Below are 20081 nucleotides of genomic sequence, written 5' to 3' on the forward strand. Positions count from 1 at the left end.
TTCAGGAGCCCGCCCGCAATGACCTCCTCCAGCCTCGACGCCTACGTCGAAACCCAGCCCAGGGAACGGCCGGCACCCACCCGGCTCCGCGTTGAACACCTGAAAGAGGCCTTTGGAATCACGGCAAGTGCACCGCGGATGAGCTGGGCCCCGCCGGCCGGCACGGTGCAGCAGACCGCCTACCGGATCACAGCGGACAACGGCTGGGACACGGGAAAGCTCACCTCTGCCCGGCACCAGTTGATCCCCTACACCGGCCCGGCGCTCCAGTCCCGCAGCCGGTTCGAATGGCGGGTGCGCACCTGGAACACCGACGCCGACGGCACCGAAACTGCGAGCGCATGGTCCGATCCCATGCCGGTGGAGCTGGGACTCCTGCACGCCTCTGACTGGACGGCGCAATGGATCGGCCCGGAAGAACCGGACGTTCCGGCCCCCGGTGAACGCCCCGGGTACGCCCTCCACAAGGCCTTCACCCTGGACAGGGTTCCGGAAACTGGCCGCGCGTACGCCACCGCCCACGGGATCTATGAGCTGTTCCTGAACGGCGTGCGCGTCGGTGACCAGCAGCTCACCCCCGGCTCCACCAGCTACAACACCACCCTCCAGTTCCAGGCCTACGACATCACGGGACTGCTCCGCCCCGGCGCCAACACCATCCGGGCCGTCCTCACCGACGGCTGGTACCGCGGAACCTTCGGATACACGCGCGACGCCGACATGTACGGCAGCAGCACGGCCCTCCTTGCGCAGCTGGAGATACAGTCCGGAGACAGCAGGACCGTCATCGGCACCGACGGGTCATGGCGGGTGTCCCGGACGGAGATCCTGGGCGCGGACCTGATGGCAGGGCAGCGGACGGACTTCCGCGCGCTGGAGGGCACGGCCGACGACGGCGCACCTTGCGCAAGTGCCGCGGCGGAGGCCGGTGCCGTCGTCGTCCGTAACTGCAGTTACGGAACACTGACCGGCCCGGTGGCCCCGCCCACGCGGATCGTGGAAGAATTCCCGCCGGTCTCCGTCACCAGGCTGGCCAGCGGCCGCCAGGTGGTGGACTTCGGCCAAAACATCCACGGCTGGGTGCGGCTCTCCAGGCTGGGCGGGCTGGGCGAGGCGGTAACCCTCGTGTACGGCGAAGCTCTTGATGCCACAGGCGACGTTACCCAGGACCACCTGCGCCCGCACGACTTCCGGCGCCCCGGCCAGTTCCTGCCTGCCGGCCAGGTTGACGTGGTGACCGCCTCGGGCGCTCCGGGGGAAGTGTTCGAACCCCGGCACACCACCCACGGATTCCAGTACGTGTCCGTCCAGGGCCTCACCACGGACCTGGCGGCGGAAGACATCACCGCCTGTTTGGTCCACACGGACCTGGAACCCGTAGGCAGCTTCACCTGCAGCGACCCGCGGCTCAACAAGCTTCATGACATCGTCCAATGGAGCTTCCGGGACAACGCCTGCGAGGTTCCCACCGACTGCCCGCAACGCGAAAAGGCCGGCTGGACCGGGGACTGGCAGCTGTTTGTGCCCACCGCCTCGTACCTCTACGACGTCACCGGTTTCTCGCGGAAATGGCTCCGGGATGTCCGCGCCGACCAGTGGGAAAACGGCGTCATCGCGAACATCTCGCCGTCGGCTGGGCCCGGGGTCACTTCGGCTGAGTTCATGGCGTTCACCAACGGGTCCTGCGGCTGGGGCGACGCGGTCGCGATGGTGCCGTGGGAGCTGTACCTGGCTACCGGGGACGCGGGGATCCTGGCCGAAAACTGGGAGGCGATGAACCGCTGGCTCGGCTTCGTCGGCAGGACCGCCGTGTCGCAGCGGCACCCGTCCCGGGCAGCTGCCAGCCCGGTTCCTGCACCTCACGAGAAGTTCCTGTGGGACACCGGTTTCCACTTCGGCGAATGGATGGAGCCGGACGGTCCGGAACCGGACCTGTTCGCCGCCCGCTCCGCAGACCACAGCATCGTGGCAACCGCCTATTACCGGAACACCACTGCGGTCATGGCCCAGGCGGCTGCGGTCCTGGGCAGGCCGGAGGAAGCGCGGGCGCTGGCGGACCTTTCGGAAAACATCCGGCAGGCGTGGGAAAAGGAATACCTGGACCCGGCCGGCCAGGTAACCCAGCCAAGCCAGGCGAACTGTGTCCGGGCGCTCGCCTTTGACCTGGTCAGCCCGCAGCACCGTTCCAGCGTTACCGCCCAGCTGGTTTTACTCATCCGGGACGCCGGCACCCACGTGGGCACAGGCTTCCTGGCCACGCCCTACCTGCTGCCCGTCCTGGCGGACAACGGTGAACTGGACCTCGCCTACGACCTCCTCATGCAGGATTCCGAGCCCTCATGGCTGGTCATCGTGGACCGCGGTGCCACCACCATGTGGGAGCTGTGGAACGGCCTCGACGCCGGCGGCGCCCCGCACCAGTCCCTGAACCACTACAGCAAGGGCGCTGTGGTGTCCTTCCTGCACCGCTACACGGCCGGCCTCCGGCAGGCGCCCGGCAGCGCGGGGTACCAACGGATCATCATCGAGCCGCGGCCCGGTGCGGGCCTGTCCTCCGCTGCGACGTCCCATACGGGTCCGCAGGGACGCATTGACGTGACATGGGAAATCGACGACGGCGTGCTGGCACTTGGCGCCACGGTACCTTCCGGCACCACCGCCGAAGTCCGGCTTCCCGGTGAACCTGTAGCCGTCGTCGGCCCGGGGACCTATTCCTTCGTTGCCGCCGCCGGCAGCAAGAGCCCACACTTCCACCCAGCAAGGAGCAGTATGACCGCGGATCCAGCCACCGAGACGCTTGACACCACCCGCCCGGGCGGCGTGGACGTTCCGCCGTTCCCCGTCTTCGACGCACCGGGTGTTCCCGAAAACGCCTCGGACGTTTCCGCGGTGCACCGGGAAGTCACCTACGCACGTGCCATGGGTTTCCGGCCGTTGAAGATGGACATCTGGCTGCCCCGGCAGGCAACCGGCCCCGTTCCGCTGGTGGTGTGGGTGCACGGCGGCGCCTTCCAGCTGGGGGACCGTCGCGAGCTGCCGCCCACCTTTGCCCCCGACTCCGTGTTCCGGCTGCTCAATGAGGCCGGCATCGCCTGCGCCACAGTCGACTACCGGCATTCCCTGGAAGCTGCATTTCCGGCGCAGCTGCACGATCTGAAGGCGGCCGTCCGCTACCTGAGGGAATTCTCGGCGGACCTCGGCGTGGACCCTGCCCGCTTCGGAGCCTGGGGTGAGTCGGCCGGCGGCCACCTCGTGGCCATGCTTGGGCTGACGGGGAACCGGGAGGACCTTGACGGCGGCCTGGGTGCGCAGGGGCACCCAAGCGGCGTCAGCGCCGTCGTCGATTTTTATGGCGTCTCCTCACTGGTGGATATCCCGCCCATGGACACTCCGGACGGACTCTTTCCGCCAGCTTTGACGGCAGCGGTTCCGGCAGGGATGTCCCTGCAGCCTGAACAGATGCTGGTGGGCGGCTCCGCCAACCGGGACCTGCTCGCGGCCGCCAGCCCGGTCAGCTACGTGGCGCCCGGTGCGCCGCCGTTCCTGCTGATCCACGGGGACAGGGACGGCCTGGTCCCGCACTCGCAAACAGACCTGCTCTCAGCCGCGCTCGCGGACGCCGGCGTGGAACACCAGGTGGTCACCATCGAAGGCGGGGACCACTGCTTCTTCGGGGCCGAAGACCAGATGGACACCATCCTGGCCGCCGCCGTCGACTACTTCTCCCGGAAGCTGGGAACACCATGACACCACGAACAGAACCAGCACCTGCTTCCCCCGAGGCTGCCCCGGCCGGGACGCACGGACAGATCGCCGCCGGTTTCGCCGAATACCTTGCCAGCCCCGAGGGGCCGCAGTTCCTCAACCCGGACGCCGTCCGGACCCCGGGGCCTGATGTCCCCATCCGCACCGTAGCGGCCGACGGGCGGCACGGTCCGGTGGCCGTCCGGATCTATGGCGAACCGGCCGGCACGGACAGCCCCGCCCTCGTCTGGTTGCACGGCGGCGGATTTGTCAGCGGCAGCGTGGACATTCCCGAATCCGATTACCTGGCACGGGTACTGGCGGACCGGGGCACGCCGGTGCTGTCGGTGGACTACCGGCTGGCCCGCGACGGGGTGTCCTTCCCGATCCCGCACGACGACGCGTTGGCCGGGTGGTTTTGGGCCCGGAAGAACGCCGAATCCCTGGGGCTGAATCCTGGTTTGTTGTGCCTGGGCGGTGCCGGTGCCGGCGGCAACCTGGCCGTGGGCGCAGCGCTCTACCTGATCGACGCCGGCAAGCCGCTGCCTGCCAAGCTGCTGCTGGCCTACCCCTTCCTGGATGCCGAGCTCCCGCCGCCGGCCAGCGGACTGGACGAGTCGGTCATGGCGGGGCTTCCGCGCCACCTGCGGTTCACCCTGGAGGACTGCATCCGGACGGCGGAAAATTATGTTGGCGGCCCGGTCAGCATGGCACCGTCCTACGCGATGCCCGGCTACGCCGATCCGGCCGGGCTTCCACCCACCGCGCTGCTTGCCTGCGAGTACGACGACGCCCGCGGCTCCACCGAGCTGTTTGCCTCGGCTTTGGAGCGCGCCGCGGTTCCGGTGTCCCTCTTCCTTGCCGAAGGCGCTGTCCATGGCCACCTCAACCACACCGCCGGCCTGCCGGAAGGGCAGGCGGCCCTGGACTTCCTGGCCAGGGAACTGGCTGCCGCCACGGCAGCGTGATGCTGTTTCATTCAGTGAAACCGCCCACGCGGACACCGCCAGCCATGCCCCACAGTTGAGAGAAGACGCGGTCTGCAGCAGCGGCCGGCGGGGATAGAAACGGCGCGGCACACAATGGAGTCAACGATGACGGCAGGGCAGATCCTGAAGGGGATCGAGTTTTCCCATCCGGGGGGTGCAACCCCGTTGCTGCTGGACCTGTACCTGCCCGCCGGTTCATATGCTGGCGCTGACCAGGACTCGGAGGCAGGCGGCCCAGGATTCCCTGCTGTCATCCACTTCCACGGCGGCGGATGGCGGACGGGGGAGCGGTCATCGCTCGGACCCACCGTGGATGGCTTCGGCCTGAGCCCCATCGAGCAGCTGGTGGAAGCCGGCTTCGTGGTGGCGTCCGCCGACTACCGGCTCAGCGCCGCTGCCACCTTCCCGGCCCAGCTTTTGGACGCCAAGGCCGCAGTCCGGTGGCTCCGCACGAATGCTGCCGAGTACAACGTGGATCCGGACCGTATCTGCGCATGGGGCGATTCGGCCGGCGGCCATCTGGCCAGCCTGGTGGGACTCACGGCGGGTGCCGCGATGGAGGGCGAAACCAGGAAAACTGACGACCGCGTCGCGGCCGTCGCCGCCTGGTACCCGCCCACGGACCTGACCCGGATGGGCGAACAGGCCCGGCCCGACGCCGTGGCCAGCGCGGACGACCCCGGCTCCCGCGAAGCGCTGCTCATCGGCGCCCAGCCCGCGGATGCGCCGGACTTGGCGGCGGCGGCCAGCCCCATCACCTACGTGCGTGAGGGTGCCCCGCCCTTCCTCCTCGTCCACGGCACCGCCGACCGGTTCGTCCCGGTGGCCCAGTCCGCCAGTCTGGCCGAAGCGCTTCAAAAGGCGGGTGCCGGCGTCGAACTTCTCCTGATCGAAGGTGCGGACCACATGTGGTCCCTGCCGGACGGGAGCCAGGCCGCCGCACGGCAGGCCACCGCGGCCACCATAGATTTCTTCCGCCGCCAGGCGCAGAAGCACTGATCTCTTCGCAAACCGCCGGCCCGCTCGTGCCCGGCAAGACCTGAAAGGCCCCTCCATGCAGTTCATCGGCATCACCCGCCACGGCGAACCCTGGGCAGCAGCCCTCGTGGACTCCCGGGTTTTCCCGCTCGCCCCGATCAACGATTTCTGGTCCGACCCCAGCGGCTGGCAGGACAAAGCCGCCTCGCTCTCACCTGCCGTGTCCGCCTCCCATGGTTCTACTTCCAGCGCGTTCGACGCCCGCAGCTGGCTGGAGCGGACCAGCGTCACCGAAGTGCCGCTCGTCCCCGCCTCCGCACGGGTCATCTGCGTTGGCCTGAACTACAAGGCGCACGCAGCCGAGGGAAGCTACAAGGACCAGGAGCTGCCGCCGTACCCCACCCTGTTCGGCCGCTGGACGGCGTCCTTGTCCGTAGGCAATGTGCCGGTCCCGGTACCCGCCGGGGAAGCAGGCCTGGACTGGGAGGGCGAAGTTGCCGCGTACATCGGGCAGCGGGTGGAATCCGCGGACGAAGCAACCGCGGCGCGGGCCGTCTTCGGCTACTCAACCTTCAACGACATCACCTCCCGCACCGCGCAGAAACTCACTTCGCAGTGGACACTGGGCAAGAACGGCGACTTCAGCGGCCCCCTCGGACCGCTGGTCAGCCGGGACGAGGTGGGGGACCTCCGCGACGGGCTCCAGGTCCGGACCCGCGTCAACGGCATCGAGGCCCAGAACGGCAACACCAGGGACATGATCTTCTCCGTTCCGGAAATCATTGTGTTGATCAGCCAGACGTTCACCCTCCATCCTGGTGACGTGATCGCCACCGGCACCCCGGAAGGCGTCGGTTACGCCCGCGCCCCGCAGTGGCTCCTGCAGCCCGGGGACACCGTTGAGGTGGAAATCGACCGGCTCGGCACCCTGGTCACTCCGGTGGGAGACCTCACGCTCCGGAGCCGTGCCTGATGGGCGCCCTGGCCGCCGCCGTCCGGGAGCAGATCCCGGGGGAAGCGCAGGTCCTGATTTCCGGCGGGGGGCCGAGCGGCCTGTTCCTCGCCCTGGACCTCGCGGGGCGCGGCATCCCCAGCACCGTGATTGAACCCCGCGGATCCGTGGACCACACCAGGCCGCGGGCCAAGACCACCAACGCGCGCACCATGACCCACCTGCGCCGGCTGGGCCTGGCGGACGCACTGCGCGCAGCGGCCCCGCTTCCGGTGGACTACGCGCAGGACGTCATATTCTGCACCCGCCTGGCCGGACCGGCAGCGCACGAGCTGCGCCGGTTCCGGAACTCCTTCCAGCTGGTTCCCGGCCGTTATGGGCCGCAGCCCGAATGCGGGCAGCAGGTTCCCCAGCCTGTCCTCGAGGAGGTGCTCCGCGCCGCCGCAGCCCGCAACCCGCTGGTCACCTTCATCACCGGGTGGAGCGTCACGGAAGTACGGGAAGTACGGGGTGCGGAAGGCCCAGTCGCCGCACGTCCGGACGTTCAGGCTGCCGGAAGCCAGGCCGCGGCCACGCTGTACGCCGCCGTCGTCGCGGACGCCTCCGGCAGCACGGCAACCATCCGGAGCAGCTACGTGGTGGGGGCGGACGGTGGTTCCTCCGCGGTGCGGCGCAGCCTGGGTATCCGCCTGGAAGGAAGCTCCGCTGCACTGTCCAACATCAGCATCCTGTTCCGGTCGAAGGAGCTTGGCGCGGCCATCACCTTGGATTCCGCCGTCCAGTACTGGGTGGTTGGATCAGAGGCCGCCGGCATGGTGGGACGAATGGACCTGGCTGATACCTGGTGGGCCATCATCCAGGGCGTGGATCCCGGCAAGGATGTAGCCCCCGGCGACGCCGCGGCCCTGGTCCGTTCCTTGGTGGGCGCGGAGGTGGACGTGGACGTGGTGGCCACTGATCCGTGGACAGCCCGGATGCTGCTGGCCCCCGAGTACAGCCGCGGCAACATCTTCCTGGTGGGCGATGCGGCCCACCTGAACCCGCCCTGGGGAGGGCATGGCTTCAACACCTGCGTGGGCGATGCCGCCAACCTGGCCTGGAAGCTTGCAGGGGTCATACAGGGCTGGGCAAACCCCCGGCTCCTGGACAGCTACGGCCTGGAGCGGCGCCCGGTTGCGGCGCGGACCATCCGCGACGCCGCGGCAAACGGCAAGGCCCTGGCTTACCACTTCGCCGATCCCCGGCTTGCCGGCCACGGCCCCGAGGGCGTTGCGGCACGGCAGGCGGCGCATGAAGCCCTCGCTGTTAAGCAGAGCGAGTTTGATTCCCTGGGCCTGGTGCTGGGCTATGCCTACGCTGATTCCCCGGCAGTGGTGCCGGACGGGGCCCCGGTCCCTGCCGAGGACCCGATCCGCTACGTTGCTTCCGCCACCCCCGGTGCACTGCTTCCGCACGCCTGGCTGCAGGATTCCACGTCCCTGTACAGCCGGCTGGGCGGCGGCTTCACGCTTATGGCCTACGACGGCGCGCCGGGCGGGATGCACGGAGGCCATGCCTTCGCAGAGGTATTGGAGGCCGGTGCCCGGCAGGGCATTCCGGTAACGGTAGCCATGGTGGGGCCGGCCGACGACGGCACCCCGCTGTCCGAACTGTGGGGCGCCCCCGCGGTGCTGGTCCGTCCCGACCAGCACGTGGCGTGGCGCGGGAGTTCAGCCGAGGCCGCAGCGGCAGCCCTAACCGTTGCAGCGGGCTCCGCACCAGCCGGGTACGCATCTGCCGGGGCATCACCGCAGAGCACATCATTCACCAGCAGCCAGGACGAAGCCAGGAGCAGCTATGTCGACGCCGTCATTCCGTGATTACCTCTTTGCCCCCGATCATCCCCGCGTGGCGGAAATCAGGGGCCTGGATGCCCGCGAGTACGCGGAGGCCGCCACGCGGGACTCCTTTGCCGGTCCCATGATCGAGGGCTGGAAGAAGCTGTACCCGCAACCCTTCGTGGGCATCACCAGTGACGGCGTGCGGCGTGGGGGTTTGTTCCCGGTGGCGCCGGCCCAGTCCGGCGAGGAGGCACCCACCGCGGAGATGGTGGCAGCAGCCCGGAAGCTACTGGGGGTGGCGGCGCCCGAACAGGCGGGAAAGCTCACCTATGCCGTGGACGCCCCGGAATGGCAGAGCTGGGCCAACCCGGAATTCATGCAGCACGACACCGGCCTGCGGCTGGATGAGCTGGAAACGCCGGTCCGCGACGCTGCCCTGGCCGTGGTGGAGGCGTCCCTGAGCACCGAGGGCTTTGACCTGGTCCGCAACCTGATGCGCATCAACGGGTTCCTGGGGGACCTGGTGGATCTGCCGCTGCTGATGAACGAGTTCAGCTACAACTTCGCGCTGTACGGCGAGCCGTCCGAAACTGAGCCCTGGGGATGGCAGATCTTCGGCCACCATGCCGCGCTCAACTGCCTGGTGGCGGGGACCCAGATGGTGATCTCCCCGGTGTTCATGGGCGCCGAGCCGGACATGATCGACGACGGTCCGCACAAGGGCGTCAGGGTCTTCAAGGAGCGCATCGCACTGGCCCGTGACCTGATGGAGGCACTGCCGGCGGACCTGCGGGCGGAGGCCACAGTGTATGAAGCAATGGTGGATCCGGCAATGCCGGAAGGCCGCATCCATCCCGGCGACGAACGCCATTTGGGCGGGTGTTTCCAGGACAACCGGGTGATTCCCTACGAAGGCATCCGGGTCAGCCGCATGCCGGCGGAAGCCCGCACCATCCTGGACGCCCTGGTTGACGACTTCATTGCCTACCTGCCTGCCGGCCCCCGTTCAGCCCGCCGTCGGGAGATCCGCGAGCAGTACGGCGAAACCTTTTTCAGCTGGATCGGCGGCTGGGAAGGGCAGGACGCGTTCTACTTCCGGCTGCAGAGTCCCGTGGTGGTGCTGGAGCTCGACCACCACACCGGCGTCTTCCTGGACAATGACCAGCCTGCCCCGTTCCACATGCACACCGTGGTCCGCACACCCAACGGGAACGACTACGGCCGCGAACTGGTGAAGCAATATCCGTCCATTGCTCCATAACTGCCGTTTTCAGGGTCCATAACGACACCTACTCAGCAGTCGATAGTTCTTAAAACCCAAATGGCCCGGACTTCCTCTCGGAGGTCCGGGCCATTGATTTTTGAATGGGTTACTTGGAGCGCTAGGAGAGCTCCAGCGCGGTGCGGCGCTGGGGCGGCGGGCCCACCACGGTGAGGTCCATCTCTGCCTGGGCGCGCGAGAAACCCTCCATGTCCATATAGGGGGTCCCGCCTTCGGTGTACATGTAGTCGTCAGTGGGCTTGTTGAAGTACTCGAAGAACCCGTTGAACACCGACGGTGTGAGGAAGCCCAGCATCTGGGTGTTGTGGGAGTCCAGGGCGAAGGAGTGGACGGTGCCAGCCGGGGCGTGGACAAAGTCGCCCTTGGTGAGCAGCATTTCCCTGCCGTTGGCGTACAGCCACATCCGGCCTTCCGTGCAGATGAAGTTCTCCGTGTGTTCCGAGTGGAAGTGCAGCGGAATGTAGGGCGTCTTGGCTCCCTTGGTGTGCACGGCGAAGTAGTTCGAGCCGGTGTTGGCCGGCCGGGACAGGTAGGTGAACATCGTCTGGTAGCTGGCCAGGCGCTCGCCCTCGTGGGCGCTGAGGAAGTAGGGGCTCTGCGTGGGCGGCAGGCCGGCGTCGTGCTTGAACGTGGGGGTAACGCGTTCCACGTGCGGGAAGGTGATGCCGAATTCAGCGCCCACCTCAGCTTGTTCCTGGTGGCCGGCCGTCCGGCCTGCACGGACCGGGGGAACGTGCGAATCGATGGGCGTGCCCACCCGCTCGTAGTAGGCCTCGGCCCCGCCCGGCGTCATCCAGTTCAGGAAGCGGGTGTAGTGGCTGGCCATCCGGTACGCGTGAGGCGTGTTCGGCGGGATGACCACGGAGTCTCCCGGGGTGAGGATGCGGCTTTCGCCGGGCAGCCAGACATGAAGGATCCCGTCGAAAACGTAGAGCGTCTTGTGCTCCACCTTGTGGCTGACGAATGGCGACTCTGCCCCCATGCCCCCCGAAATGTAGGCGGCGCTGAAGATGCCCCCGGTATCCGCTGCACGGGCAATGATCGTCACCAGCTGGCCGTTGATTTCGTAGCGTGCGCCCTCGCCCGAGGCCATGTAGTAGGGGACGGCTTCGCCGGGCAGCGCGTTGGCAACCGGCAGCTGCTTGTTCATTTCCTCAACGCTGAGGGACATGGGTTCCTTCTTTCCAGTCGGCCGGCCATCGCCGGAGCGTGACCTACATCATGGCTGGAGGGCACCTTCAGTCACTAGATGGGATTCCATTGAGTGAAAGCCCCATGTGGCTTAAATCGTGGCGGAAGCGGCGCAGCTCCGCTTCCGCATTGCCTGGCAATCCTAGGACTCACACTCCTTGCAGTACTTCCTGCCGTCCTTCTCCCTGGCGAGCTGGCTGCGGTGGTGCACCAGGAAGCAGGACATGCAGGTGAATTCGTCGGCCTGGACGGGCACCACCTGAATCAGCAGTTCTTCGTTGGACAGGTCCGCGCCGGGCAGTTCGAAGTTGTCGGCGAGGTCGGTTTCGTCGACGTCGGCAATGGCCTCCCTTCGGCCCGGCTTCTCGGTTTTCAGCTCCTCGAAGCCGCGGTTCGGCTCTTCCTCGGGCGTTACCCGGGGAGCGTCGTAGTCAACTGACATTGGTGCGTTCTCCTGTCGGCTGGAAGCAGTTCGTCCTGAACAGAGCAACAACAGAAGGCAGGGCGCGGATATTCCCGAACCAAGTTATAGGTAGACTGACCTACCTACTGCCGTTTTCGAAGGAGCCTTGTGTCTGCCCGGAGTGCCGTTGCGCACACCCCTGCGCCGTCAAAGCGCCCGGCCCGCGCGCTGCTGCTCGAGGCGGCGGCGCGGCTTTTCTATTCCCGGGGGGTGGCTGCCACCGGCATCGACGCCATCACCGCCGAAGCCGGGGTGGCCAAGAAGAGCCTCTACAACAACTTCGCTTCCAAGGCTGAGCTGGTAGCTGCCTATCTTGAAGCCCGGCATGCGGAATGGCTGGAGCTGTACAGGCGGCGGCTGGAAAACTCCCGGAATCCAATCGAACGGGTGCTGGCGATCTTTGACGCCTATGCGGACCATGCCAATGGTGCCTACCTCAACGGCTTTCGTGGCTGCGGGCTGCTCAATGCAGCGGCGGAGCTGCCGGCAGGTGCGCCCGGCCGGCTGGCGGTCCGGAAACACAAGGAAGAAGTGGAGGAACTGCTGGCACTGCACGTTGCCGACTTGCTGCCGGGGGACGATCCGCGAGCTGCAGGCTTGGCCCGGCACCTGGCCTTCCTCCTCGAGGGTGCAATGGCCCGGGCCGGGCTCGAGGGCGATGACGCCTGCCTGAAAGAGTGCCGGATGATTGCTTCCCGGCTGCTGGCGGACCTGTGAGCGCGTCAGCGGGTTCGGCCAACGGTTCGTCCAACGCGCCGCTCTGGGGTGCTCTGTGCGTGGTGGCGGCTTCGGTGCTCTGGGGCACCACGGGCACGGCTGCAACATTTGCGCCGTCCGTGAGTCCGCTGGCCGTCGGTGCGGTGGCCATGGGAGTCGGCGGGTTGCTGCAGGCACTGTACGCAGCCAACGCGATAACGGGGCAGTGGCCGGGCCTGCTGGCCCGCTGGCGCCTGGTGTCCCTGGGCGCGCTGGCGGTGGCCGTCTATCCGCTGGCCTTTTACAGCTCCATGCGTCTTTCCGGCGTGGCAGTGGGAACGGTGGTATCCATCGGCTCGGCGCCAGTGGCGGCCGCGCTCATCGAGCGTTTCGCCGACGGCAAACTGCTCACCCGCCGGTGGATGGCGGGGGCGTTATTGGGCGTCTCGGGCGCTGCCTTGCTGTCCTTCGCCGGGCACGCGCCCGCCGGTTCCCCCGGCGGTTCCTGGGCATCCCTGGCCGGGATAGCCCTGGGCCTGCTCGCCGGCGCCACCTATGCCCTCTATTCCTGGGCGGCCCACCGCCTGATCGGCGGCGGGCTTTCGTCGCGGGCGGCCATGGGGGCTGTCTTTGGGCTCGGCGGGTTGCTGCTGATGCCCGTGCTGGCGGTCACCGGCCGGCCCCTGCTTGAGTCATGGGTCAATTTCTCCGTGGGCGCCTATATGGCACTGGTCCCGATGTTTGCCGGGTACGTCCTCTTTGGGTGGGGCCTGGCCAGGATCCGGGCCAGCACGGCCACCGGGATATCCCTGCTTGAAACGGTGGTGGCCGCACTGCTTGCGGTTCTGGTGGTGGGTGAGAGGCTGCCCCGGCATGGCTGGCTTGGCGCCGCCGTCGTCCTCTTCAGCCTCTTTATCCTGGCGCCGCGGCAGTCAACCAGCGTGCCGCTCCGGCCGCCGTCGCCTGCTGGGGAAGGGCTTGCCCAGCAGCAGGCCGGTGCCCAGCCCCACGAGTGAAAGCCCCAGGACCACCAGCGCAACGATCTGGCCGCTGACGCCGGCGATCAGCAGAACCAGCCCGGCAAGGCCTGCGAGCGCGCCGAAAAAGAGGTCGGCCCTGAACCGGGGCGCGGGGTAGCCGGAGAGCAGCTCCATGGCCAGGTGGGGGTCGTCGGCGATCAGCCCCAGCTCCAGCTCCTTGAGCAGCCGCCGTTCCTCTTCGGACATTGGCACGGGATGCCCCCGGTTTTCGGCTAAACGGGATATCGGTATTGACGCTAAAACTCCCGTGGCGCTGCGTCAAGAGGCCCGGCTGCATCGCCGCGAGCATCACTTCAGGACGTCGTACCGCAGCTCATTCCCCAGGACCCTCACGCCCTGGGTGGGGACGTGCGGCGTGGCCTTGGCGGGCGGCATCAGGTGGGTAACGGGCAGCCCGGCGAGCAGGAGGCAATGGTCCGCGATGAGCCTGCGGTGGCAGCGCCACCAGACGGTTTCGCTGCACATGATGGCAGTCTGTTCCGACTGTGCGGCAGCAACGAGCGCTTCCGCTGCAACGCCGAAGTCCGCGGTGCGCATGTAGGCGGCGTAGGCCCGGAACGACTCATTGCGCAGGGCGGTATCGGGGGAGTCCGGCGGAAGCTTGCGGAAACCGCCCAGCTGCCGTTCCCACCGGTAGCTGATTCCCGCTTCCGGCAGCCACGCCTCCATGCGGTCCTTGCCGAAGTGGGGGTGCTTCCTGCTGCCCGGACCGATCCGGACATCCACCAGCGACGCCACACCGGCATCCCGCAGGCGCGAGGCGAACTCCGCCTGGGACGCAGTCCCGTGACCGACAGTGAACAGGGCCTTCACGCAAGCAATGATAGGCACGGCTCCCAGCCCCCTCCCAACAGGCCGTGGTGAAGTAGCCATTTCAGGGAATCAGCCTGCAACCGGCAGCGCCTGGAAGCGCAGCCGGTTGCAGGCTGATGGAAAACGCCGGGCAATGCCTTAGGAAATGCCCTCTACGACGTACTCGAAGCGTCCAGGCCCGACGTCGGCAGGGGCGCGCCCCGGCAGTTCCACGCGGGCGGTGGTTCCGGTGGGCACCTCGATTTCCACGCTGTGTCCGCTTCCGTCGCGCTTCCAGGAGATGGATGCCCGCCCGTAGGGCGTCTCGTGGGCTGCGGACGCTGAGCTCAGCCCGCCACCCGGCTGGGGGCGGAAGAGGATCCGCCGGTACCCTGGCTCAAGCGGGGCCAGGCCGGCCACCGAGCGGTGCATCCAGTCCGCCACCGCGCCGAGGGCGTAATGGTTGAAGGAAGTCATTTCCCCCGGATTGACCGTCCCGTCCGGTAGCAGGGAGTCCCAGCGTTCCCAGATTGTTGTGCCGCCCTGTCCCACGGAGTAGAGCCAGGAGGGGCATTCCTTCTCCAGGAGCAGGTCATATGCCGTCTCCAGTTCGCCAACACTGGTGAGGGCATCGGCGATGACTGGAGTCCCCGCAAAGCCGGTGGCGATACGGTTGCCCGCCTCGCGCACCAGTTCGGCGAGGCGTTTACCTGCCAACTGTCTGTGCTCCACGTTTGGGAAGAGGTCGAAAACGATGGCAAGTGCGTACGCGGTCTGTGCGTCGCTGGTCATGCGTCCATCGGGAAGGATGTATTCCTTGGCGAAAGCTTCAGAGGCCGCGCGCGCAAGTTCCAGATACCGGAGTTCGTCGTCGGACTTTCCCAGCACCCCGGCCATCTTTGCCAGATGACGTGCCGACCAGGCAAAGTAGGCGCTTGCAACGAGGTGGCGGTCGGTTTTGGCTTCACTTGGGTTCTCCGGCGGGGCGCTGGGGTCCAGCCAATCACCGAGCTGGAAGCCTGTGTTCCACAGGTGGCTCCTACCGGCTAGCGAATCCAACAGGTCCACCCACGCTTTCGCGCTCTGGTACTGGTCAGCGAGTACCTTCGCATCGTTGAACCGCTCGTAGAGCACCCACGGAGTGAGGACCGCGACGTCTCCCCAAACCGCCCCGGGCCGGACTGGCGTCCAGTACTCTCCGCCGGGGATAACGGGCACGTACCAGGGCACTGTCCCGTCCGGTGCCTGCTCTGCTGCCACGTCCTTGAGCCAGGAAGACAGCATCCCTGAACAGTCGTAAAGGAAGGTGGCGGTAGGCGCGAAGACCTGCAGGTCGCCGGTCCAGCCCAGGCGCTCATCCCGTTGGGGGCAGTCGGTGGGAATGTCCACAAAGTTGCCCTTCATGCTCCACCGAACGTTTTCATGCAGCCGGTTGAGGTCAGGATCCGAGCATTCGAACCACCCAGTGCGGGCCATGTCCGTGTGGTAGACCCGGGCAATGACGTTTTCCGCCACGTTCCCGCCGGTCCAGCCGCTGATTTCGGCGTAGCGGAACCCATGGATGGTAAAGCGCGGCTCCCACGTTTCCGGTGCACCGCCCGCCAGCGTATACACGTCTGTGGCGGCGGCGCCCCGCAATGGGCGGGTGTAAAGCTCACCATCCTGGAGGACCTCGGCGTGGCGGACGGTGACAGTCCTTCCGGCTTCGCCCTGAACGTTGACCCGCAGGCGCCCTACGAGGTTCTGCCCGAAGTCGAGGATCAGCTTCCCTGACGGAGACGTGGTCACCTTCACCGCCCGCACCTCGTCAGTGCACCTGACCGGCGGACCTTCGGGGGCCACCAGCGTGGCGGGGTCACGGTGGACTTCGGTGACGGGATGCCATTCGCCGTCATTGAATTCCGGCCGGCTCCAACCGGCTGGCAGCAACCGGGCGTCGTACTGCTCACCCTCGTAAAGCCCCGTGAACAGGATGGGTCCGAAGGACGCCTTCCACTCCCCGTCCGTTCCCACCACGGTGACGGAGCCGTCGTCGTGCGTCACCTGGAGCTGTGCGAGGAGGGCAACGTTGTCGCCGTAGAGGTTCCGGTGCCCGCCGTTGAAACCGAAGCGGCCACGGTACCAGCCGTCCGCCAGCCAGGCCCCCATTGCGTTCCCGCCCTGCGCAAGGTGGTCGGTGACGTCGTACGTGTAATAGCGCAGGCGCTCGCCATAAACGGTCCAGCCCGGCGAGAAAGCGTCCTTTCCAATCCTGTTTCCGTTGACCTCCATCTCGTACAGCCCGTGGGCGGTGACATAGAGGCGGGCCGATGCCACTGGCCGAGGCAGTTGGAAAGTCCGCCGCAGCAGCGGCGGGCGGCGGTCGGAGTCACGGTCCTCGTCCCAGGCAGGTGTGATGGGGGAGGCTACCCAGTCTTCCGGGGCAAGGAGTCCGGTTTCGACGGCGGCGGGCGGGCTCCAGCCGCTTGGTTCCACGGCTGCCGTCCCCCAGACCCGGACACTTACGTCCGCCCGCTGGCCTGAGTTGAGTGCTTCGGCAGGCCACGGCTGAAGAACTGACCCGTCGGACTCGAACCGCTCACTGGTCCAGCGTCCTGCCTCTGTGGTGATGGAGAGCTGGTAGGCGCCCTGCACCCAGCCGGGCTCGGCACGCGTTTTCCAGGAGATCCGTGGCTTTCCGGTTCCTATGCCCAGCGCATCGGGAAGATGCTCGAAGGTCACCGGTTGGACGGTGGTTGTCATGAAATTGCCCTCTTCCTTGCAGGGTTGATGAACGGGCGGTTAGCAGCCCGTAAGCGACGTGATGTGTTTGTAGTGCCGGGGATCTAGCCCTTGACTGCACCAGCGGTCATGCCGGCCACAATCTGGCGGTTGAAGAACAGGTACATGACCAGTGGCGGGATGGTGATCAACAGGATGTTCATGAAGAGCAGGTTGTACGCAGTGGTGAACTGGCTCTGGAAGTTGAACAGAGTGAGCTGGACCGTGGCATTGGCGTCACCGGGGAGGAAGTACAGCGGGTTCTGGAACGTGTTGAAGATACTGACGGACTGGACCACGATCACCGTAACGATGACTGATTTCAACAGCGGAAAGACTACGCGGAAGAACAACCGGATGGGTCCGCAGCCGTCAATCACCGCGGCTTCGTCGAGTTCTTTGGGAATGGAGGAGATAAAAGCCCGGAAGAGCAGAACGCAGAAGGACAGCCCGAAGGCCACTTCGATGAAGATCAGTCCGGTGAGGGTCTTGAACAGGCCCAGGCCTTGGAGCACCCAGATGGTGGGGATGACCGCGGGCGGGATGATCAGGCCGGAGAGGATGAGGAAGTTGATTGCCGGGTTCCAGCGGCTGCGGCGGCGCTGCAGGACCCAGGCAACCATGGCGGCGAGGATCACCAGGATGGCGACGCTGGCCACCGTGAGGATGGTGCTGTTGATGAAGGCCGTGACCAGCATGAACTTCCTTGCGGAGAGGACCTCCTGGAAGTTCTCAATGAGGGAGAAATTAGTGGGCCAGGAGAATTCAAGTCTGTTGGCCTCGCGGCGGTCCTTCATGGCGATGAGGGCCATGAAGAGCAGCGGAACCACGAAGACAATGAACGTGACGGCGATGGCCAGGACTCCCAGGCCATAGCGCTTGATGGCGGCGGTCATGCTTCGACTTCCTTGCGGTTCAGGAACATGGACAGGGGCACGATGACGGCGGTGACGATCAGGAAGAGAACCACATTGCCTGCTGTGGAGAGGCCATAGAAGCCGGCCTGGTACTGCTTGAAGATGACGGAGGCGATCACATCCGAGGTGAAGCCCGGGCCGCCCTTGGTCATTGCCCAGATCAAATCGAACGACCTCAGCCCGCCTATGAGGGACAGGATGATGACTGTTGCGGTGGCAGGACGGGCGAGGGGGAGGGTGATGTTGAAGAAGCTCTTGACCGGGCTGGCGCCGTCCATTTTGGCTGCTTCAAAGTACTCGGCCGGGATGGAGACGATTCCTGCGATGTAGATGACGGTGGCCAGGCCCACGCCCTTCCACACGTCCACGAAGGCAACGGACATGAGCGCCCATGCGGGGTCGGTGAGCCACGCCGGGCCATCAATGCCGACGACGGCGAGGGCTTTGTTGATGAGCCCAGTGGAGGGATCCATCAGGACGGTGAACACAATGCCTACCCCGATACTGCTGAGCAGGACCGGGAAGAAGATAATGGATCGCAGGTAGCCGCGGGCGATGATCTGGGACGTCAGCAGCACAGCGAGGAGCATGCCAATGACTACCTTGAGGGCCGACGTCACCACTCCATAGATGAACGTGTTGGTCAGGCCCTTGAGCAGCGCTTCCTCTGAGAAGAACTGGACGAAATTGTCCGTCCCTATCCAGGTGAAGTCGGTGAGGTTCCATCGGGTGAAGCTGAAGAAGAACGACGCGAAGGTGGGAATCAGGAACAGGGTTGCGTAGATCAGGGCGGCCGGAAGGTAGAACCAGTAGGGATAGGCGGACCGGGCGGAACGGCGTTTGGGCTTCGCCTGGTCGATGCGGCGGGCAGCTGGCGTGGGTGCTGTGGTGGTATTCGTGGTCATGTCAATAGCTCCAAGGTGCCGTCCGGTCCTGGCAGGCAGGCCCGGACGGCGGGTGGTTTCGGAGGTCAGTTCCAGCCGGGCAGGTTCAGCTGCTTGGCCTGCTTGGTGACGTCTGCGTCGTAGAGGGCCGCGCCGTCCTTAGCCGAGCGGATGCCGGAGCCGACCTCAACGGTGATCTGTTCGAGCGCCGGACCTTTGACGGGTGAGAGGAATTCGAGCGCCGGGCTGTTCCTGGATTCGTCTTCGAAGAACGGAAGCATGTCCTTCACGGCGGTGGGAACGTCCTCGGGGAGGTCGCAGCCTTCTACGAGGTAAGGGCCGTTGGCTCCCACAGCTGCCGTCTGCGACTCGCAACCTTCAGTGCTCGCGATGAAGGCCAGGAACTTCTTTGCTTCGTCGACGTTTTCCGTGGACTTGGGCAGGTACACGCCACCGGGGAGCCATACCGTCAACGGGTTCTTCGCCGGGTCATCGCCCGGCAGCGGAAACAGCCCGATGTCGTTCAGCTGGTCGGGGTAGGCCACCTTCAGCTCCGGCAAGGCGAAACTGAGGATGGGGTACTGGGCCCCCTCGCCGTTGGCCAGTTTCTCCAAGGCCTGAGCGTAGGTAGTGGATGCGAAATCTTCGTTGAAGAGCCCGGCCTTGTACGCCTCTTCAAGGTGTTCGAAGCCCTTGATGGCTGCGGGATCCGTGGCGTACTTGACCTTGTTGGCGGTGTAGTCCTCAGGGAACGTGGGGTTGGCGGCGGCCACGTTGGCGAAATCGCCCAGGACAAAGAGCTGCGAGGTCCATGTGGTCTGGTACGACTGGATGATGGCCGCAGTCCCGGAATCCTTGATCTTGCGGCTGTTCTCCATGAACTCGTCCCACGTCTTGGGGACCGAGAGGCCGAGTTCCTCATACACCTTCTTGTTGTAGAGGACTGCCCCGGCACTGCCGGTGCCCACAGGTACACCGTAAACATCGTCCCCAGCGGTCACAACCGGCTTGAAGGATTCGGAAACGTTGTCCATGTAGGACTCGCCGGTGAGGGGGACAAGGTTCTGCTCCGGGTTGATCTGCTGGAAGAGCGATCCGGTGTTGTAGGAGAACACGTCCGCCATGTCTCCCGTGGCCAGTCTGGTCTTGACGATGTTGTCCCCGTCGCCGCCCTGGGGACGGGTTTCAATTTCAACGGTGATGTCGGGGTTTGCCGCGTGGAAGTCCTCGGCGAGCTGCTCGGCGTAGGTGATGGTGTTTTCAGTGTTGTCGACGAGCCATGTGATGGTCTTGCCGCCGCCGTTTTCGCCTCCGCCGCCGGAGCAACCGGTGAGGACCAATGCCGCTGCGGCGACGCTTCCGGCGATGGCCGGCCAGCGCCGGTTGGGGGTGAGTATCATCTTTACCTCCTCGTAAAGCCGCAGGTCCTGCTGGTCCTGTGGAACGTTTCAAAGCAAACTTTTCCCGAAAGGAATTGCGAAAAGTGGCTTATGTAGATCGGTCTACGTTTTTACTGTAAGGGAACTCACAACAGGAATCAAGGATTTTCTGTAGATCAGTCTACAATTACTCC

16 protein-coding genes are annotated in these 20081 nt (G+C 66.0%); 8 read left to right on the forward strand and 8 right to left on the reverse strand.

The annotated features are described in order from the left end of the window. Positions 1-18 precede the first annotated feature (18 nt). The 6 genes from ABRP28_RS17705 to ABRP28_RS17730 all read left to right on the forward strand — a co-directional run bounded on the left by ABRP28_RS17705 (position 19) and on the right by ABRP28_RS17730 (position 9744). Positions 19-3747, forward strand: coding sequence for a family 78 glycoside hydrolase catalytic domain (locus ABRP28_RS17705; RefSeq protein WP_350001142.1), 3729 nt, complete (start codon positions 19-21; stop codon positions 3745-3747). Beyond that, the gene (locus tag ABRP28_RS17710; RefSeq protein ID WP_350001140.1) at positions 3744-4712 is read left to right on the forward strand and encodes an alpha/beta hydrolase; all 969 of its coding nucleotides are present in this window, start codon (positions 3744-3746) and stop codon (positions 4710-4712) included. Before ABRP28_RS17705 ends, ABRP28_RS17710 begins: the two co-directional genes overlap by 4 nt. Before the next feature lie 126 nt (positions 4713-4838). Next, positions 4839-5732, forward strand: a complete 894-nt coding sequence (locus tag ABRP28_RS17715) for an alpha/beta hydrolase (RefSeq protein ID WP_350001139.1) — start codon at positions 4839-4841, stop codon at positions 5730-5732. 55 nt (positions 5733-5787) lie between these two features. Then, the gene (locus ABRP28_RS17720) at positions 5788-6684 is read left to right on the forward strand and encodes a fumarylacetoacetate hydrolase family protein (protein WP_350001138.1); all 897 of its coding nucleotides are present in this window, start codon (positions 5788-5790) and stop codon (positions 6682-6684) included. Beyond that, on the forward strand, positions 6684-8522 hold the full coding sequence (locus ABRP28_RS17725) for an FAD-dependent monooxygenase (protein ID WP_350001136.1): 1839 nt from the start codon (positions 6684-6686) through the stop codon (positions 8520-8522). Before ABRP28_RS17720 ends, ABRP28_RS17725 begins: the two co-directional genes overlap by 1 nt. Then, positions 8500-9744, forward strand: a complete 1245-nt coding sequence (locus ABRP28_RS17730; RefSeq protein WP_350001135.1) for a DUF3500 domain-containing protein — start codon at positions 8500-8502, stop codon at positions 9742-9744. Before ABRP28_RS17725 ends, ABRP28_RS17730 begins: the two co-directional genes overlap by 23 nt. A gap of 121 nt (positions 9745-9865) precedes the next feature. Here the strand turns inward: ABRP28_RS17730 and ABRP28_RS17735 are convergent, their stop codons facing one another. Continuing rightward, entirely contained in the window at positions 9866-10936 is a 1071-nt protein-coding gene (locus ABRP28_RS17735; protein ID WP_350001133.1) for a quercetin 2,3-dioxygenase, read from the reverse strand. Between the two features lie 162 nt (positions 10937-11098). Continuing rightward, positions 11099-11398: a DUF4193 domain-containing protein gene (locus tag ABRP28_RS17740; RefSeq protein WP_350001131.1), complete on the reverse strand. Its 300-nt coding sequence runs from the start codon at positions 11396-11398 to the stop codon at positions 11099-11101. 129 nt (positions 11399-11527) lie between these two features. On the opposite strand from ABRP28_RS17740, the gene ABRP28_RS17745 reads away from it, so the two are divergent. Then, the gene (locus ABRP28_RS17745) at positions 11528-12136 is read left to right on the forward strand and encodes a TetR/AcrR family transcriptional regulator (RefSeq protein WP_350001130.1); all 609 of its coding nucleotides are present in this window, start codon (positions 11528-11530) and stop codon (positions 12134-12136) included. Beyond that, entirely contained in the window at positions 12133-13131 is a 999-nt protein-coding gene (locus ABRP28_RS17750; protein WP_350001129.1) for a DMT family transporter, read from the forward strand. Before ABRP28_RS17745 ends, ABRP28_RS17750 begins: the two co-directional genes overlap by 4 nt. Here ABRP28_RS17750 and ABRP28_RS17755 read toward each other — a convergent pair. The 6 genes from ABRP28_RS17755 to ABRP28_RS17780 all read right to left on the reverse strand — a co-directional run bounded on the left by ABRP28_RS17755 (position 13048) and on the right by ABRP28_RS17780 (position 19908). Then, positions 13048-13341: a DUF3040 domain-containing protein gene (locus ABRP28_RS17755; RefSeq protein ID WP_350001580.1), complete on the reverse strand. Its 294-nt coding sequence runs from the start codon at positions 13339-13341 to the stop codon at positions 13048-13050. The genes ABRP28_RS17750 and ABRP28_RS17755 overlap by 84 nt on opposite strands. 102 nt (positions 13342-13443) lie before the next feature. Then, positions 13444-13986 carry a DUF488 family protein gene (locus ABRP28_RS17760; protein WP_374152884.1) on the reverse strand — a complete coding sequence of 181 codons (543 nt, stop codon included), beginning with the start codon at positions 13984-13986 and terminating at the stop codon, positions 13444-13446. A gap of 120 nt (positions 13987-14106) precedes the next feature. Continuing rightward, entirely contained in the window at positions 14107-16689 is a 2583-nt protein-coding gene (locus tag ABRP28_RS17765; RefSeq protein WP_350001126.1) for a glycoside hydrolase family 78 protein, read from the reverse strand. Positions 16690-16772: 83 nt separating this feature from the next. After that, positions 16773-17603 carry a carbohydrate ABC transporter permease gene (locus ABRP28_RS17770; protein WP_350001125.1) on the reverse strand — a complete coding sequence of 277 codons (831 nt, stop codon included), beginning with the start codon at positions 17601-17603 and terminating at the stop codon, positions 16773-16775. Continuing rightward, entirely contained in the window at positions 17600-18529 is a 930-nt protein-coding gene (locus ABRP28_RS17775) for a sugar ABC transporter permease (protein ID WP_350001123.1), read from the reverse strand. Before ABRP28_RS17775 ends, ABRP28_RS17770 begins: the two co-directional genes overlap by 4 nt. Before the next feature lie 65 nt (positions 18530-18594). Continuing rightward, the gene (locus ABRP28_RS17780; RefSeq protein ID WP_350001121.1) at positions 18595-19908 is read right to left on the reverse strand and encodes an extracellular solute-binding protein; all 1314 of its coding nucleotides are present in this window, start codon (positions 19906-19908) and stop codon (positions 18595-18597) included. Between the last annotated feature and the right edge of the window lie 173 nt (positions 19909-20081).

Source organism: Pseudarthrobacter sp. WHRI 8279 (assembly GCF_040224115.2).
Classification (GTDB): Bacteria; Actinomycetota; Actinomycetes; order Actinomycetales; family Micrococcaceae; genus Arthrobacter.

What these genes read in the sequence shown, in the direction of transcription:
- ABRP28_RS17705 (WP_350001142.1), top strand. Translation starts at nt 19, where the DNA reads ATGACCTCCTCCAGCCTCGACGCCTACGTCGAAACCCAGCCCAGGGAA.
- ABRP28_RS17710 (WP_350001140.1), top strand. Translation starts at nt 3,744, where the DNA reads ATGACACCACGAACAGAACCAGCACCTGCTTCCCCCGAGGCTGCCCCG.
- ABRP28_RS17715 (WP_350001139.1), top strand. Translation starts at nt 4,839, where the DNA reads ATGACGGCAGGGCAGATCCTGAAGGGGATCGAGTTTTCCCATCCGGGG.
- ABRP28_RS17720 (WP_350001138.1), top strand. Translation starts at nt 5,788, where the DNA reads ATGCAGTTCATCGGCATCACCCGCCACGGCGAACCCTGGGCAGCAGCC.
- ABRP28_RS17725 (WP_350001136.1), top strand. Translation starts at nt 6,684, where the DNA reads ATGGGCGCCCTGGCCGCCGCCGTCCGGGAGCAGATCCCGGGGGAAGCG.
- ABRP28_RS17730 (WP_350001135.1), top strand. Translation starts at nt 8,500, where the DNA reads ATGTCGACGCCGTCATTCCGTGATTACCTCTTTGCCCCCGATCATCCC.
- ABRP28_RS17735 (WP_350001133.1), bottom strand. Translation starts at nt 10,936, where the DNA reads ATGTCCCTCAGCGTTGAGGAAATGAACAAGCAGCTGCCGGTTGCCAAC.
- ABRP28_RS17740 (WP_350001131.1), bottom strand. Translation starts at nt 11,398, where the DNA reads ATGTCAGTTGACTACGACGCTCCCCGGGTAACGCCCGAGGAAGAGCCG.
- ABRP28_RS17755 (WP_350001580.1), bottom strand. Translation starts at nt 13,341, where the DNA reads ATGTCCGAAGAGGAACGGCGGCTGCTCAAGGAGCTGGAGCTGGGGCTG.
- ABRP28_RS17765 (WP_350001126.1), bottom strand. Translation starts at nt 16,689, where the DNA reads ATGACAACCACCGTCCAACCGGTGACCTTCGAGCATCTTCCCGATGCG.
- ABRP28_RS17770 (WP_350001125.1), bottom strand. Translation starts at nt 17,603, where the DNA reads ATGACCGCCGCCATCAAGCGCTATGGCCTGGGAGTCCTGGCCATCGCC.
- ABRP28_RS17775 (WP_350001123.1), bottom strand. Translation starts at nt 18,529, where the DNA reads ATGACCACGAATACCACCACAGCACCCACGCCAGCTGCCCGCCGCATC.
- ABRP28_RS17780 (WP_350001121.1), bottom strand. Translation starts at nt 19,908, where the DNA reads ATGATACTCACCCCCAACCGGCGCTGGCCGGCCATCGCCGGAAGCGTC.